Source organism: Candidatus Saganbacteria bacterium, from assembly GCA_026387835.1.
In the GTDB taxonomy this organism is placed as follows: Bacteria; Margulisbacteria; WOR-1; order JAKLHX01; family JAKLHX01; genus JAPLKZ01.
On sequence record JAPLKZ010000004.1, the window covers coordinates 37,998 to 51,688 of the forward strand.

At 45.2% G+C, this 13,691-nt stretch carries 17 protein-coding genes; 9 read left to right on the forward strand and 8 right to left on the reverse strand.

Annotation, left to right across the window (positions count from 1 at the left end; genetic code table 11):
* Position 1 precedes the first annotated feature (1 nt).
* The gene (locus NTZ10_00415; protein MCX5748698.1) at positions 2–1,141 is read right to left on the reverse strand and encodes a Fic family protein; all 1,140 of its coding nucleotides are present in this window, start codon (positions 1,139–1,141) and stop codon (positions 2–4) included.
* Between the two features lie 83 nt (positions 1,142–1,224).
* On the reverse strand, positions 1,225–2,181 hold the full coding sequence (locus NTZ10_00420) for a patatin-like phospholipase family protein (GenBank protein MCX5748699.1): 957 nt from the start codon (positions 2,179–2,181) through the stop codon (positions 1,225–1,227).
* Positions 2,182–2,331: 150 nt separating this feature from the next.
* Between NTZ10_00420 and NTZ10_00425 the strand changes: the two genes are divergently transcribed.
* From NTZ10_00425 to NTZ10_00450, 6 genes are all read left to right on the forward strand, one after another.
* On the forward strand, positions 2,332–2,856 hold the full coding sequence (locus NTZ10_00425; GenBank protein MCX5748700.1) for a tetratricopeptide repeat protein: 525 nt from the start codon (positions 2,332–2,334) through the stop codon (positions 2,854–2,856).
* 12 nt (positions 2,857–2,868) lie between these two features.
* Positions 2,869–3,501, forward strand: coding sequence for a hypothetical protein (locus NTZ10_00430; protein MCX5748701.1), 633 nt, complete (start codon positions 2,869–2,871; stop codon positions 3,499–3,501).
* The gene (locus tag NTZ10_00435) at positions 3,502–4,101 is read left to right on the forward strand and encodes an HD domain-containing protein (protein MCX5748702.1); all 600 of its coding nucleotides are present in this window, start codon (positions 3,502–3,504) and stop codon (positions 4,099–4,101) included.
* 314 nt (positions 4,102–4,415) lie between these two features.
* Complete coding sequence (locus NTZ10_00440) at positions 4,416–4,652, forward strand: hypothetical protein (protein ID MCX5748703.1); 237 nt, start codon at positions 4,416–4,418, stop codon at positions 4,650–4,652.
* A complete protein-coding gene (locus NTZ10_00445; GenBank protein ID MCX5748704.1) occupies positions 4,652–4,903 on the forward strand; it encodes a type II toxin-antitoxin system RelE/ParE family toxin in 252 nt (83 codons plus the stop codon). Before NTZ10_00440 ends, NTZ10_00445 begins: the two co-directional genes overlap by 1 nt.
* Positions 4,904–4,972: 69 nt before the next feature.
* Positions 4,973–6,481, forward strand: a complete 1,509-nt coding sequence (locus tag NTZ10_00450; GenBank protein ID MCX5748705.1) for a 2-isopropylmalate synthase — start codon at positions 4,973–4,975, stop codon at positions 6,479–6,481.
* On the opposite strand, the gene NTZ10_00455 is transcribed toward NTZ10_00450, so the two are convergent.
* Positions 6,482–6,715 carry an Lrp/AsnC ligand binding domain-containing protein gene (locus NTZ10_00455; protein ID MCX5748706.1) on the reverse strand — a complete coding sequence of 78 codons (234 nt, stop codon included), beginning with the start codon at positions 6,713–6,715 and terminating at the stop codon, positions 6,482–6,484.
* A 96-nt stretch (positions 6,716–6,811) separates the two neighbouring features.
* Here NTZ10_00455 and NTZ10_00460 point away from each other — a divergent pair, with 96 nt between their 5' ends.
* The 3 genes from NTZ10_00460 to NTZ10_00470 are packed head-to-tail and all read left to right on the forward strand — an operon-like array spanning position 6,812 to position 8,833.
* A complete protein-coding gene (locus NTZ10_00460; GenBank protein MCX5748707.1) occupies positions 6,812–7,411 on the forward strand; it encodes a DUF502 domain-containing protein in 600 nt (199 codons plus the stop codon).
* Position 7,412: 1 nt separating this feature from the next.
* Positions 7,413–8,603 (forward strand): cation:proton antiporter, encoded by a 1,191-nt coding sequence (locus NTZ10_00465; GenBank protein ID MCX5748708.1) that lies wholly within the window; start codon positions 7,413–7,415, stop codon positions 8,601–8,603.
* A complete protein-coding gene (locus NTZ10_00470; GenBank protein MCX5748709.1) occupies positions 8,600–8,833 on the forward strand; it encodes a hypothetical protein in 234 nt (77 codons plus the stop codon). Before NTZ10_00465 ends, NTZ10_00470 begins: the two co-directional genes overlap by 4 nt.
* On the opposite strand, the gene amrS is transcribed toward NTZ10_00470, so the two are convergent.
* Genes amrS through ribE form a run of 5 tightly spaced genes read right to left on the reverse strand, consistent with a single transcriptional unit; the run spans position 8,830 to position 13,677 of the window.
* Positions 8,830–9,900, reverse strand: coding sequence for an AmmeMemoRadiSam system radical SAM enzyme (gene amrS / locus NTZ10_00475; GenBank protein ID MCX5748710.1), 1,071 nt, complete (start codon positions 9,898–9,900; stop codon positions 8,830–8,832). The two genes, NTZ10_00470 and amrS, sit on opposite strands and share 4 nt — an antisense overlap.
* Before the next feature lie 17 nt (positions 9,901–9,917).
* Entirely contained in the window at positions 9,918–10,643 is a 726-nt protein-coding gene (locus NTZ10_00480) for a lipoate--protein ligase family protein (GenBank protein ID MCX5748711.1), read from the reverse strand.
* Entirely contained in the window at positions 10,643–12,091 is a 1,449-nt protein-coding gene (gene gcvPB, locus NTZ10_00485; GenBank protein MCX5748712.1) for an aminomethyl-transferring glycine dehydrogenase subunit GcvPB, read from the reverse strand. The genes NTZ10_00480 and gcvPB overlap by 1 nt, the downstream gene beginning before the upstream one ends.
* On the reverse strand, positions 12,091–13,188 hold the full coding sequence (locus NTZ10_00490) for an ABC transporter ATP-binding protein (GenBank protein MCX5748713.1): 1,098 nt from the start codon (positions 13,186–13,188) through the stop codon (positions 12,091–12,093). The genes gcvPB and NTZ10_00490 overlap by 1 nt, the downstream gene beginning before the upstream one ends.
* Before the next feature lie 27 nt (positions 13,189–13,215).
* Complete coding sequence (gene ribE, locus NTZ10_00495; GenBank protein ID MCX5748714.1) at positions 13,216–13,677, reverse strand: 6,7-dimethyl-8-ribityllumazine synthase; 462 nt, start codon at positions 13,675–13,677, stop codon at positions 13,216–13,218.
* Between the last annotated feature and the right edge of the window lie 14 nt (positions 13,678–13,691).

Here is a 13,691-nt window from a genome sequence, read left to right on the forward strand (position 1 = left end):
ATTACTTTTTAAATAGATTAATATACTCTGTTAAAGAGAATATTCTGTTTCTTGAATAACCTGTCTTTTCTTTGAATAATCCCAGTTTTTCAAACTCTTTTGCCAATGTACTCGCTGTCTGGAATGTCACAGGAATCATTTTTCCAATTTCATGTACTGTTACCGTCGGTTTAGAGAACAGCTTATGAAGAAGCTGCTTGCCGAGCTTTTGCCGTTTTATCCCCATCCCAGACTCAATATTATCCTCATATTTTCTGCGCAATACAATTATTTTCTCAAATGTTTCTTTCCCCTTTTTAGCTGTTTCCGCAACTCCCGAAAGAAAGAACCTAATCCATTGTTCAAGATCATTTGAGACCCGCACCTTTGACAGGGCATCATAATATTGAATTCTATTCTTTTCGAAGTAATCTGACAGATAAAGTGTGGGCTTCTTTAATATTCCCAAGCTTACAAGATGAAGCGTTATTAACAGCCTTCCTATTCTGCCGTTGCCATCAAGAAATGGATGGATAGTTTCAAATTGATAATGAACTAAAGCCGTTTTGATGATATCCGGTATATTTGTCTTATCATTATGAATGAATTTCTCGAGATCTCCCATTAGGTCATTCAATTCATTATATTGTGGAGGCACAAATGAAGCCTCCTCGATCGTTCGGCCACCTATCCAGTTTTGCCTAATCCTAAACTCCCCAGGATTTTTGCTGTATCCGCGAACCCCAGACAATAATATGCCGTGTGCGTCTTTTATCAACCTTATTGAAACCGGCAGATGACGCAACTGCTCTATCGCATGGTTAATTGCTTTGATATAATTTTGAACTTCACTCCAGTCGTCCCTTTTATCAGGATCAACATCATTTTTGGGCAATAAAGCCTCATCAATGTTGGTTTTGGTACCTTCTATTTGGCTTGATTGTGTAGCTTCCTTTAAAACGTGCATTTTGATAAAAAAGTCAACATCAGGGACTAGCGTGGAATAGGCGTCAAGCTCACCCAAGTACCGCATCGCTTGTGCTAATAACAGATCGATCTTCTTGTCCTGCCAGTCAAATGGTTGGTTTATAGATGTAGGAGTAAAGGTTTTATGCTTTCCTTGACTCTTATAATGGCCTGCGATATACTTTGAATACTTCATAATCCGCCTTTGAATACTATTATTTATATTCAAAGTATAACACTTTAGATTGAATATGTCAAGGTATATTCAAAGATTATTGCTCACCCAAAATCCACCACCTGAAACGCATTCGTCTCCTTCTTCCCTATATGCTCCATCGTCATATATTCTTTTCTGAAAGGGTCCGTCTGCCAGTATTTGAAGAAGGCATCCGGCTTTTTAAACTTTGAGAATATAAACCGCGCTGTTTTTGTGGCCCGGTCCATTATCGCAGGGATCTCCTTGAAATCAAAAGGATGCACATCAAAGATGCCAGGATTGATGATCCTTACTGCTATTTTTTTCTTCAAGAAGATATCATCATTGATATATCTGTTGATCTGTGAAAAAGAGGTCGTCAAATCCAGACATTGCATGAAAACGTCCATGATGTTCTTTTTGTTAAAATCCCCTTTAACTTGACCACAATAGCCCAGATCGCACGCGATAATCCTTTTAACCCCCGCAATCCTTGCCGCAACCGATATTGGGCAGTTTTCTCTGATCCCGCCGTCGGCAAGAGCCATAACTTTGTTACCAATCTTTATTTTTTTGGGTTTAAAGATAACAGGGAATGATATTGACGCTTCAAGGGCCTCGGTCAGTCGACAGTCGTCTGTAGACTGACGACTGCCAAATATTACTTGCTTCCCCGAATTCAAGTCCGTCGCCGTAATATAGACCGGCTTCTTTAGATCTCTGAATGTCATCCCCGTGAATCCCGCTTCTTTAGCGATAAGGTCGATGGTTTCCTTTGATTCAAGCAACCCGGCATGCGAGAACAGGTCAAACGCGAGCATCTGCGGCCATATATGCTTCTTTATAAATTTAAGCGATATCTCTTTGACTGTCTTAGGCTCGTCGTAAAGACCGAGCATCACTGCAAACACCGCACCTATCGATGTGCCAACGAAGATATCGGGGACATATCCCTTTTTATACATTTCCTCGGCAATGCTTATATGTGCGGCGCCTTTGACGAAGCCGCCGGAGAGGACGAGGGCAAGGTTATTTTTCATGATTATCTGAATTATGTAATATTTATCCGGAAATATCAATTATGCTTGCAGACTAAATATGCCTTGACTGTGCTAATATTTAAAGCTGCCATAAAAAAGTCTTAAAAAAACCGTTAAATTATCGGTATATAGTAATAAGGAGGGGTTGCGATGGATGAACAATTTCTTGATGTTTTGTTCGAGGCCGGCAAAGATGTATATCAGGAAGGCTGTTATGATGGAGCAATTGAAATATTCAAAATGGTCCTTGAAAAAGCCCCCAAAGACCGGGATGCCATGCTCTGGTTGGGTCTGTGCAGGCTTTCCGCCGGCGATAATAAAGAAGCGATATACTGGTTCAAAGAATCACTTAAAGCGCACCAATATTATTTTGATCCTCATAATTACCTTTATATGGGGTTATCATTTATTCATCTGGGTGATGTCGCAAAAGGTGTTATTTGTTCGATGTTCGGCGCGGTTTTGCTGTTGAACTGCATTGAAAGGGATGGAAGACAGGATATATGCGATTTTGTCGATATGTTGAATACTCTTATTGATGATGGGTATAATGAATATCGCATAGTTAAATGTGCCGTATTATGCGCCGGCAAAACAGATGACATAAGACCAATAGTTAAACTAATATCTTCAATGTACGGAGATATACCGATGCCAAGATGCAAAACAGATTAGGAGAGTGAATTTATGGATGCAAATATTATCATTGAAAGAGTTGAAACAACTATTGACAAAGTAAAGGGCGAATTCAGAGAAAATGCGACTCAATATTTTACCGAAAATGATATTGTCATGTATTTTTATAGTCAGCTTCAGAATGAATTAGGATATCTTGTCGCGCTTGATAAAGACTGCAACAAACATTTCTTGGTCCATGGCGAATATCCCACGCCTGTCAAGTTGGACATGAAGGGGATTAATTGTGAAGTTAAGGAAAATAAGTCGAGACATAAGAGAGGACATTTCGATATCATAGTCCTGAACCCGGATTTTATTAATGCTCATTCATACGATGAGATAAAAGCACAGACCTTTAAAATGTTCCGCGAGATATACGAAAATTCCGTTAAGCCTGTCGCATTATATGGATTGGAATTTATGCTAAGCAGAGATGAATTTAATTCAAAAAGTGCCGAAGAGAATTTTTGGAATAAGACTCTTCAAGATGCGACAAAGCTTGATAAAATGCCTAAAGAGTTCATGGGGCGTAAAAAAATGCTTGCATTCATAAAGGGAACAAAAATGACTAAGCATGGATTTATTGAGAAGCAAAAGATCCTGTCGAACATCATTGAGATCATATGGGAGGATAAAGAATAAATGTCTATTATTTCTAAATACGAAACTTTAAAATCTATGGTTAAGAGCCGGAAAAAGGATTTCGACGACTTCGTCAACATGCTTGAAACTGAGACGAGCTGGCTGACCAGTCCCGCAAGCACGAGATTTCACTTAAATAAAGAAGGTGGCCTTTTAGAACATAGCGTTGGCGTGGCAGAAACGCTTTTGAAGATAAAAAGCACCCTTGCGCCGGAGTTATCAGATGAAACCTGTGTAATCGTAGGTCTTTTTCACGATGTTGGCAAAATCGGTATGCCCGGCAAGCCAAGGTATATCAAAAACGAAAATGAATGGGAGACAAAAAACAGAAATCTCACATACAAGGTAAATCCAGATGAGGTATACATGAACCTCGCGGTGAGAAGCCTTTATATCGCTTCAAAATACATGCCGCTGTCTGATGCAGAAGCGCAGGCCATCTTGTATCATGACGGGCAATTCATTGAAGCAAATCACGAAGTCGCACACAAAGAAGAGCCATTGACCCTTCTTTTGCAATTTGCTGATAGTTGGACTGCGCATATTTACGAGGATGGTCGGATGATATCAGAAGATAAGAACTACTATAAAAGAAAATAATCAGGTTTCCCGCCAAGACTAACTATTAAATCGGTGAGCAAATGTCTACATCTGAGCTCATCTTTGGTTGGGTAATCGTGATAATAGGTTATGTGGTCACTCCCCTGTTGGTCGCAGTTGTAGTGTTTTGGCTTTCGTTGAAGTCTGGAAAATAACATTTCCACACCACTCTCCGCGATGGCGAGCAGGCGCCGGGTTTCAGCCTTAACACCGAGGAAAAGCTGGAGATAGCAAAACAGATCCATTAGTTTTGGCTTATGATATAATAAACTTCAATAGATCCCCAATTCTAAGTATTAAAATAAGGAGACGTTATGAATCCAAAAACAATGATAAAAGAGATCATAAACGGAGTAAAAACGCTTCCCGAAAGGCAGATGAGATCGGTGGTTGATTTCATTACATATATACGTGAAAAGGAAACAGAAGAAAACATTTTGAACTCAAAGACTATAATCAATGCTGTAAAAAGATCAAAAAAAGCCTGGGATAATGGGAAAACCGCTGATTTTACTTCTTGGGAACAAATAAAGAAAAAGAACAATATCTGATGTTCAGGATCTTATTCCATAAGACCGCGGAAAAGAAATTCTCTAGACTGGATAAGCCGACGCAGAACCGCATTGCAAAAGCGATAGATGCGATCTCGATAAATCCTAAACTCGGTACTGCCTTGCACGGCGCTCTTAAGGGAAGTTATCGTATCAGAATAGGCGATTTCCGGGTGATCTACGAAATAATCGAGAAGGAACAGATTGTTCTTGTCCATGCCATCGGCAGCCGCGGCGACATCTATAAATAGTTATATTCCTCTGCCGCAATACTCGCGTTTTAGCTATGTTATAATATTTTTCATAAAGAGGTAGCAATAATGACCAAGAAAATATTAATATTCGATACCACCCTCCGCGATGGCGAACAGGCGCCGGGGTGCAGCCTGAACACCGAGGAAAAACTTGAGATAGCAAAACAGCTTGCGAAGCTGAACGTGGATGCGATAGAAGCCGGCTTTGCGATATCATCCCCCGGCGATTTTGAGGCCGTGGCGGCAATTGCAAAGAACATCAAGGGACCGGTTATCGCTTCCCTTGCGCGCGCGAAGAAAGAAGACATAAAAGCGGCGTATGACGCTATAAAAGCGGCAAAAAGACACCGCATACATATATTTTTGGCGACATCGCCGATCCACATGGAGAAAAAGCTGCGCATGAGCCCCGAAGAAGTGCTTGCCACAAGCGCGTCCATGGTGAAGTACGCAAGGACGCTTTGCGATGACGTGGAGTTCTCCTGCGAGGACGCAGGAAGATCAGAGCCCGCTTTTCTTTATAAGGTGATAGAAGCTGTGATCGACGCGGGCGCTTCGACGATAAACCTGCCCGATACCGTCGGCTATAAGATCCCGGCCGAATTCGGGAAGATGTTCGCTGAGGTGAGAAAGAACGTGCCAAACATAGATAAGATCATCCTGAGTACGCACTGCCATAACGACCTCGGACTTGCTGTCGCCAATTCAATAGCAGCAATCGAGAATGGCGTCACTCAGATAGAATGCACGATCAACGGCCTGGGAGAGCGCGCTGGTAATGCCTCTCTTGAAGAAGTAGTGATGGCTATCAAGACGAGGAAAGACTTTCTTGATGCCGAAACTTCTATAAACACAAAGGAAATATACAGGACAAGCCGCCTTGTGAGCAACCTGACGGGCATGATAGTCCAGGCCAACAAAGCCGTTGTCGGAGCGAACGCTTTCGCGCACGAAGCGGGCATCCACCAGGCAGGCGTCATGCGCGCGAGGGAGACATACGAGATAATGGATCCCGCTGAGCTCGGTATCGGCGAAAGCAAGCTGGTGCTCGGCAAGCATTCAGGCAGGAACGCTTTCATAAAAAAACTGAAGGAGCTGGGCTTTGACCTGAAGGATGAAGAAACAGAAAAAGCTTTTAATGCGTTCAAGGTCCTATCTGACAAGAAAAAAGAGATATCCGACAAGGACATAGAATCTCTCATAAGCGACGAGATCTATGTGACGCCGGAAACATACAAGCTTGAGTTCCTGAAGGTATCTTCGGGGACAAAGCTGAAGCCTACTGCAGAGGTCTCTCTAATGTATAAGGGAAAAGCCTGCAAGGTCAAAGGTTTCGGCGACGGACCTGTGGATGCCGTATATAAGGTAATAGATAAAATAGTAAAAAGGCCCGTCAAGCTGGTGGATTATATAATCCAGGCTATCACCGGAGGCACTGACGCCATGGGCGAGGTCATGGTGAGGATAAAAGAGAAAGAGCAGATATTTTCAGGCCACGGCTCCGATACTGACATCATAATCGCAAGCGCGAAAGCCTATATTAACGCTATCAACAAGATGGTGAACGAAAAATAATTATTGATCCACTGTGATGCAGGTCAGCGTCCTTGATACATACCCCGTTGACTGGATGTTCTTAATAAGTACGTCACCAAGCTGCTTCAGGTCAGGCACTTCGACAAAAGCTATCACGTCATAAGGCCCTGTTACAAAATGCACCTGTTTTATGACGGGAAGGTGCGCTATCGCCTTTGAAAGCTCCTGTCCTTTTCCCGGATGGCATTCGATCAATATATAGGCTTGTGTCATGTTTGTTATACTCCTTTTCGAAATATTATAACATACAGCCGTAAATTGTTTGCAAACACCGCTCTTTGATGTTATTATTTCTCTTGAGAAAATATCATGTGGGCAAAACTAAGCAGCTTGTTCTTCAGAGGGGTAATAATATTACTCCCGTTATTCATCACGATATGGCTTTTGTGGTTCATGTTCTCGTTCATGGACGGCATCCTGGGTGGCATTCTTTCCTTGATATTCGGACATCCGATGCCGGGACTCGGTTTTATTATAACGATCTCCCTGATACTGTTCACCGGGTATCTTGCAAATTACCTTATCGGCGAAAGATTCTTTCACTTTATCGATAATCTGCTCATAAAAGTGCCGATAGTAAAGACGATCTACTCTTCTGCCAAGCAGGTCAATGACGCGCTTTTCCAGACAGGGGCTTCAAAGGGATTTACAAAAGCATGCCTCATTGAATATCCGAGGACCGGCGTCTATTCAATAGGTTTTCTGACAAGCAGGACATCAAAGGAAATATCCAAAAAGACAGGCCACGATGACCTTGTCAACGTTTTTATCCCGAACACCCCTACCCCTGCAACGGGATTCCTGGTCCTTGTACCGCAGAAGGACGTCATCATGCTTGATATCAAGACCGAGGATGCGGTAAAGATGATCGTATCCGCGGGCGTGCTCCAGCCAAAAGAAAGAAAATAAAATGGAATTTTCTCATCTTCTTCTGACACTGATCGTCATCCTTATCACAGCAAAGCTTTTCGGCGAGCTCGCACAGAGGCTGGGACAAAGCCCTGTGATCGGCGAGCTTATCGGCGGCGTGATAATAGGCGGAAGCGTGCTGGGGCTTGTGCATGATTCTCAGATGATCCAGGTCTTTGCAGAGATCGGCGCGATACTGCTCTTGTTCGAGATCGGCATCCAGACTAACCTTTATGACTTTTTAAAGGTAGGCGGCTGGGCTTTTGTCGTTGCCTGCGTGGGTGTCTTTTTTCCCTTTCTCTTCGGTTATTATATAAGTACGTTCTTCGGCCTTGACATGGTCCATTCGATATTCATTGGAGCCATCCTCACAGCTACATCAGTAGGTATTACAGCCAGGGTCTTTTCAGACCTCCATGCGCTTGCGTCCAAAGAAGCAAGGATCGTCCTCGGCGCCGCTGTGATCGACGATGTTATCGGCCTTGCGATACTCGCTGTCGTCACGAGACTGGTCCTGAACGGGAATGTTTCTTTTTCGTCGGTAGCAAATATTACTATGATCGCGGTGGTATTCCTCTCTGTCTCGCTCATAGCCGGCGTCCTGATCATGCCGTTACTTTTCGGACTTTTAAGAAAGATGCGTGTAAGGGGAATATTATTTGTTAGCGCGTTCTGTTTCTGCCTTTTGCTTGCGTATGTCGCCTCCGCCGACATGCACCTTCCTTATATAGGCTATTTCAAGGTCGGGCTGGCGCCTATTGTCGGCGCTTTCATCGCGGGCCTGATACTTTCGATCACAAGAGAAAGGGTCTTCATCGAGGAACAGATAAAACCTCTTGCGGATATTTTCGTGCCGGTGTTTTTCGTCCTTATGGGAGCTCTTGTTGATATAAAAGTCTTCAATCCGTATGTCCCCTCCAATGCGATGATACTCCAGATAGCCCTGTGGCTGTTCATTGCCGCTGTGATCGGAAAGGTGATTGCAGGATTTTCCGTGCTTGACCGTACATCCAACAAGCTTCTCATCGGGGTCGGGATGATCCCGAGAGGCGAAGTCGGCCTTATCTTTGCGAGCATGGGGCTTACAAAGCATATAATCACCCAGCCCATCTATTCCGCCGCGGTCGTAGTGATAATGGCGACGACCTTCGTGACGCCGTTCCTTTTAAAGCTGCTGTTAAAAAAGAAATGAAACCGAATATCCTGATCAGGACATTGCTTGTCAACGCGGCTTTCAATCTCATCCTTATGATCGCCGGGATCGGACTTGTCTATTACGGCGCTAAAGCAAAAGCAAACAATCTGATGATAGCGGGCTTCATCCTGGTCGCATTCTCTTATTTAAGGAACAGGGTACTGAGCAGGACTTACAGCCTGCCGAACCTGAAGCGGATACAAAAAGAGAGACAAAAAGGTCTTTAGAATTTAGAGCCTTTGCTCCACTTAATGTTTATGGCATTTCCGCAATTAAGGCATTTATTTTCTGCATCTATCTCGTATGAGACGATATTGTAGCCTTCCCTCTCTATTACCACGGAATGGCACTTTGGACAGTAAGTGTTATCGTATTCATGGTTCGACACGTTCCCGAGATATACATACTGAAGGCCTTCCTTGAGCCCTATCGAGCGCGCTTTTTCAAGCGTCTCTATGGGTGTCGGCATGACAGAGCTGAACTCCAGGTACGGGAAGAACCTTGTCACGTGCCACGGGGTATCCGGCCCGAGCTCTTTGCTTATCCACGAAGCGATCCCGTTGAGCTGGGCATCGTCATCGTTCATGCCCGGTATGATATTCGTCACTATCTCCACATGCATCTTGTGCTTGTTCTTTGCAAGCGAGGCTGACGTGAGTATGGGTTTCATGTCTGGGACCTTTGCCACATCCCGGTAAAAATCATTATTGAACGCTTTTACATCCACCCTGAACGCATCGAGGTACGGCGCTATCATCTCGAGCGGTTCCGGATTTATATACCCGTTCGTCACGTATACTGTGTAAAGCCCTTTCTGTTTTGCGAGCTTCGCGCTATCAAGAGTGTATTCGAACCAGACGGTCGGTTCATTGTATGTCCAGGCTATCCCGTCGCAGTCGTTCTTGAGCGCGAGTTCAACGGACTGCTCGGGCGTTATTATCTCTGTGGAGCGTTCTTTTGCGACCTCGTATATCTTGCTGCCGTCAAAGCTTTCCGCGAGTATCACGTGCGATATCTCCCAGTTCTGGCAGTGGCTGCAGTGCATGTTACAGCCCAGTGTCCCCATGGAGAACACCAGGGTTGAAGGGTTGAAATTATAAAGCGGCTTTTTTTCTATAGGATCGACGGCTTTTGAAGAGACCTTGTTGTATACCATCGACTCGAGTACGGCGTTCCTGTTCACCCTGACCCCGCAGAACCCGGCTTTGCCGTCGGGGATGACGCAAAAATGGGGGCACAGGTCGCACCTGATATAGCCGTCCTTTAATTTTTTGTAGAAAAGCGCTTCTTTCATTAAGAAGATTTTAGCATTTATTTCACTGTTTTTACAAAAAATGCGCCGGACAGCACATCTGCCAGATGACGGAAAGCGAGGTCTTTTACTGCCAGAGAAGCAAGATCTGTCGAAGAAGCCCTGTATCCTTCTATACTGAACTTTTTCTTTAACAGATCAGCCGTATTGTCCGGAATGCCGTTTACCGCGACAGTCCCCTGCTGAATGAGCCTGTCCCTGCCCCTTTTCTGCGCGCTGCCTACCAGCTTGCGTCCGCCTACCGTGATCTCGTACTCAAGAGGGTCCAGAAAGCAGATGTTTGAACCCTTTTGTCTGTTCTTTAAAGAGGTTTTCTTTATCTCCGCTTTTATCCCCAGCGTAAAAAGGGCTTTAGCTATTATATTTGATATATACATATATGATGCCATGAGCCCCTTCGGAAGAGCTTCTAAAGGAGCGACAACGGTATATGAGATGTCATCCTTGGAATGGAAAGCTATTCCTCCGCCTGTCGGCCTTTTTGCAATATCGACCCCTTTTTCTTTTGCTTTATCAGTATCTATCTCTTTGTCAATATCCAGGAAATAGCCGACGGTTATCGACGGGCTTTTCCAGCCAAATATACGGAGTGTCGGGGAAATGCTGTTCTTATACAGATCTGCATCGATATCCATATTCTCCTGTGCAGTACGCTTTTCATCAATAATGACGTTCCATTGGGGATCATATTTTGTAATGTCTTCAGATAAAGATTGTCTGTCCATCAGCCTTTATAGCGGACGTTGAGGTCTTTTACTGCTTTTACTTCATCGAGCCTGCCGACCACTGTCGAGTGCGGAGCGCTTTTTACTAGCTCAGGGTCATTCTCGCATTCCTTCGCGATCGAGATCATCGCATCGATGAATTTATCAAGCGTCTCTTTGCTTTCCGTCTCTGTCGGCTCGATCATCATTGCTTCTTCCACAATAAGGGGAAAATAGATCGTCGGCGGATGGAACCCGTAGTCTATCAGCCTTTTTGCGATGTCCAGGGCTTTTATACCGTGTTTTTCCTTCTGCCATTTCGCCGAGATGACGAATTCGTGCTGGCAGGTCCTTTCATATGGCAGGAAATAATATTTTTTCAGTGCGTTCATTATATAGTTCGCGTTTAGGACAGCGTTCTCCGAGACCGCCTTTAATCCTTCGCCCCCGAGCGAGCGGATGTACGCGTATGCCTTGATGATGACCCCAACGTTGCCGTAAAAAGCTGACACTTTACCTATGGACGGATCAAAACCTTTTTCTTTGATGATGAATTTATCTTTATCCTTCATTATCCTCGGGACCGGAAGGAACGGTTCGAGTTCCTTCGTGACGCCGACCGGACCTGAACCCGGGCCTCCGCCGCCATGCGGCGTTGAAAATGTCTTGTGAAGATTTATATGCGCCATATCGAATCCCAAAGATGTCGGTTTCACTTTGCCAAGTATTGCGTTCGCATTAGCGCCGTCCATGTAGAACAATGCGCCCGCTTTGTGGACGATATCCGCTATCTCGAGTATATTCCTGTCAAAAAGCCCGAGCGTGTTCGGGTTCGTCAGCATCATCAGCGCGGTATCCGGGCCCGCAAGTCTTTTTAGTTCTGTGATATCCACACCGCCGTTCTTATCAGACTTTACGCTCACTACCTCAAATCCCGCCAGCCCCGCGCTCGAAGGGTTCGTGCCGTGCGCTGAATCGGGGATAAGGACTTTATTTCTCCGGAGCTGTCCTTTTTTCCTGAAATACTTTTTTGCCATGAGGACCGCTGTCAGCTCTCCGTGTGCCCCGGCAGCCGGAGCAAGGGTGAAAGCGTCAAAGCCGAATATGGAACACATGTATTTTTCGAAATTATAAAGGAGCTCCAGCGTGCCCTGCACTCTGCTTTCATCTTCAAGAGGATGAATATCCGAGAAACCTTCGAGGCTGGCCACTTCTTCATTTATCTTAGGGTTGTATTTCATCGTACAGGAGCCAAGGGGATAAAAACCCGTGTCCACTCCGAAGTTCCTCCTTGAAAGGTTCGTGAAATGCCTGACAAGGTCGACTTCGCTTATTTCAGGGAGCAAGGGCGGTTTTTCCCGGAGGAACTTTTGCGGTATGCTCTGAGAGGCTTTATCTGATATTTCCGGCAGCAGATCCGACGATCTTCCTCCGGAACTTAGCTCGAATATCAACGGTTCGTTTTGCATCAGATGATGGATCTTTGCCTGTCCGTATCAAAGACATGCATCTTTTTAAGATTGAGATAGACACAATACTGGCTTCCCGGTTTTGTATCGGTCAGGGAATCCACCCTGGCAGTAAGAGGCGTCTTTCCGATCTTCAGGTAAAGATATGTCTCCGATCCCATGAGCTCCCTGAAATCTACTTTTGCCTCGAGCTGGCACTGTTGTTTTGTCTCAGGCAGAGGATGGCTCAGTATATCCTCAGGCCTGATACCGAAGGTGACATCATGACTTACGTGAGGCCTTAATATGTCATTGAAATCCGACGGCATGACGATCTTGAGGTCCTCGGAATCGAAAAAGATGTGTTCTCCGGCCTGGTCAAGCTTTCCCTTGATAAAGTTCATCGCGGGACTGCCGATGAAGCCTGCGACAAATTTATTTATCGGGTATCCGTAAACTTGAAGCGGAACATCTACCTGCTGGAGCTGGCCGTTAAGGATGACCGCTATTCTTGTCCCGAGGGTCATCGCTTCTACCTGGTCATGCGTCACGTATATTATCGTCGCTTTTAGTTTATTATAGATCCTCTGGAGCTCCGCTCTCATCTGCACGCGTAGTTTCGCGTCAAGATTGCTCAGGGGCTCGTCCATGAGAAATACGGCTGGTTCCCTTACGATGGCCCGTCCGACGGCTACCCTCTGCCTCTGCCCTCCGGAAAGCTGCTTCGGAAGCCGGTCCAGCATCGTCTCAAGATCGAGGACGTTCGCGGCTTCTTTGACCCTTCTGTCGATGTCTTTTTTTGGTATCTTCCTCAATTTAAGGCCGAAAGCCATATTGTCATAGACATTCATGTGGGGATAAAGCGCATAGTTCTGGAATATCATCGCGATATTCCTGTCTTTGGGAGGGACATCGTTGACCATCTTGTCGCCTATATAGATCTTTCCTTCGGTGACCTCTTCAAGTCCTGCCGCCATCCTGAGAGCAGTTGTCTTTCCGCATCCCGAGGGGCCCACAAGCACCAAAAACTCCCTGTCCTTTACTTCAAGGCTCATATCCTTGACAGCGACAAAATTATCGAACTTCTTTGTCACATTCTCAAAATATACCCTTACCACATTATTCTCCAGTCTTTACCAAAAAGCCTATATTTGTTTCAATAAATTCGCGGATTCGATGGCTGACAGCGCGGCCGCCCATCCTTTGTTACCGGGTTTGCCTCCCGCGCGTTCCAGGGCCTGTTCCAGATTATCAGTTGTAAGCACGCCGAATATCACAGGGATCTCCGTATCTAAAGATACTTTTGCTATCCCTTTGGACACTTCGGACGCTACATAGTCAAAATGGGAAGTCCCTCCCCTTATCACGGCTCCCAGGCATATCACCGCGTTCGGCTTGGACTTTTCCGCGACTTTTTTTGCCACGAGCGGCATCTCAAAAGCCCCCGGCACCCACACGACTTCGATGGATGCTTCAGTTGCACCGTGCCTTTTCAGGCAGTCAAGAGCCCCCTCAAGCAGGCCTTTTGAAATGAACTCATTGAAACGGCTCACGATTATCGAGAACTTCAGCCCCTTTGCTTCCAGCGCGCCTTCTTTTACCTTCATGGTCTTTCTCCTTT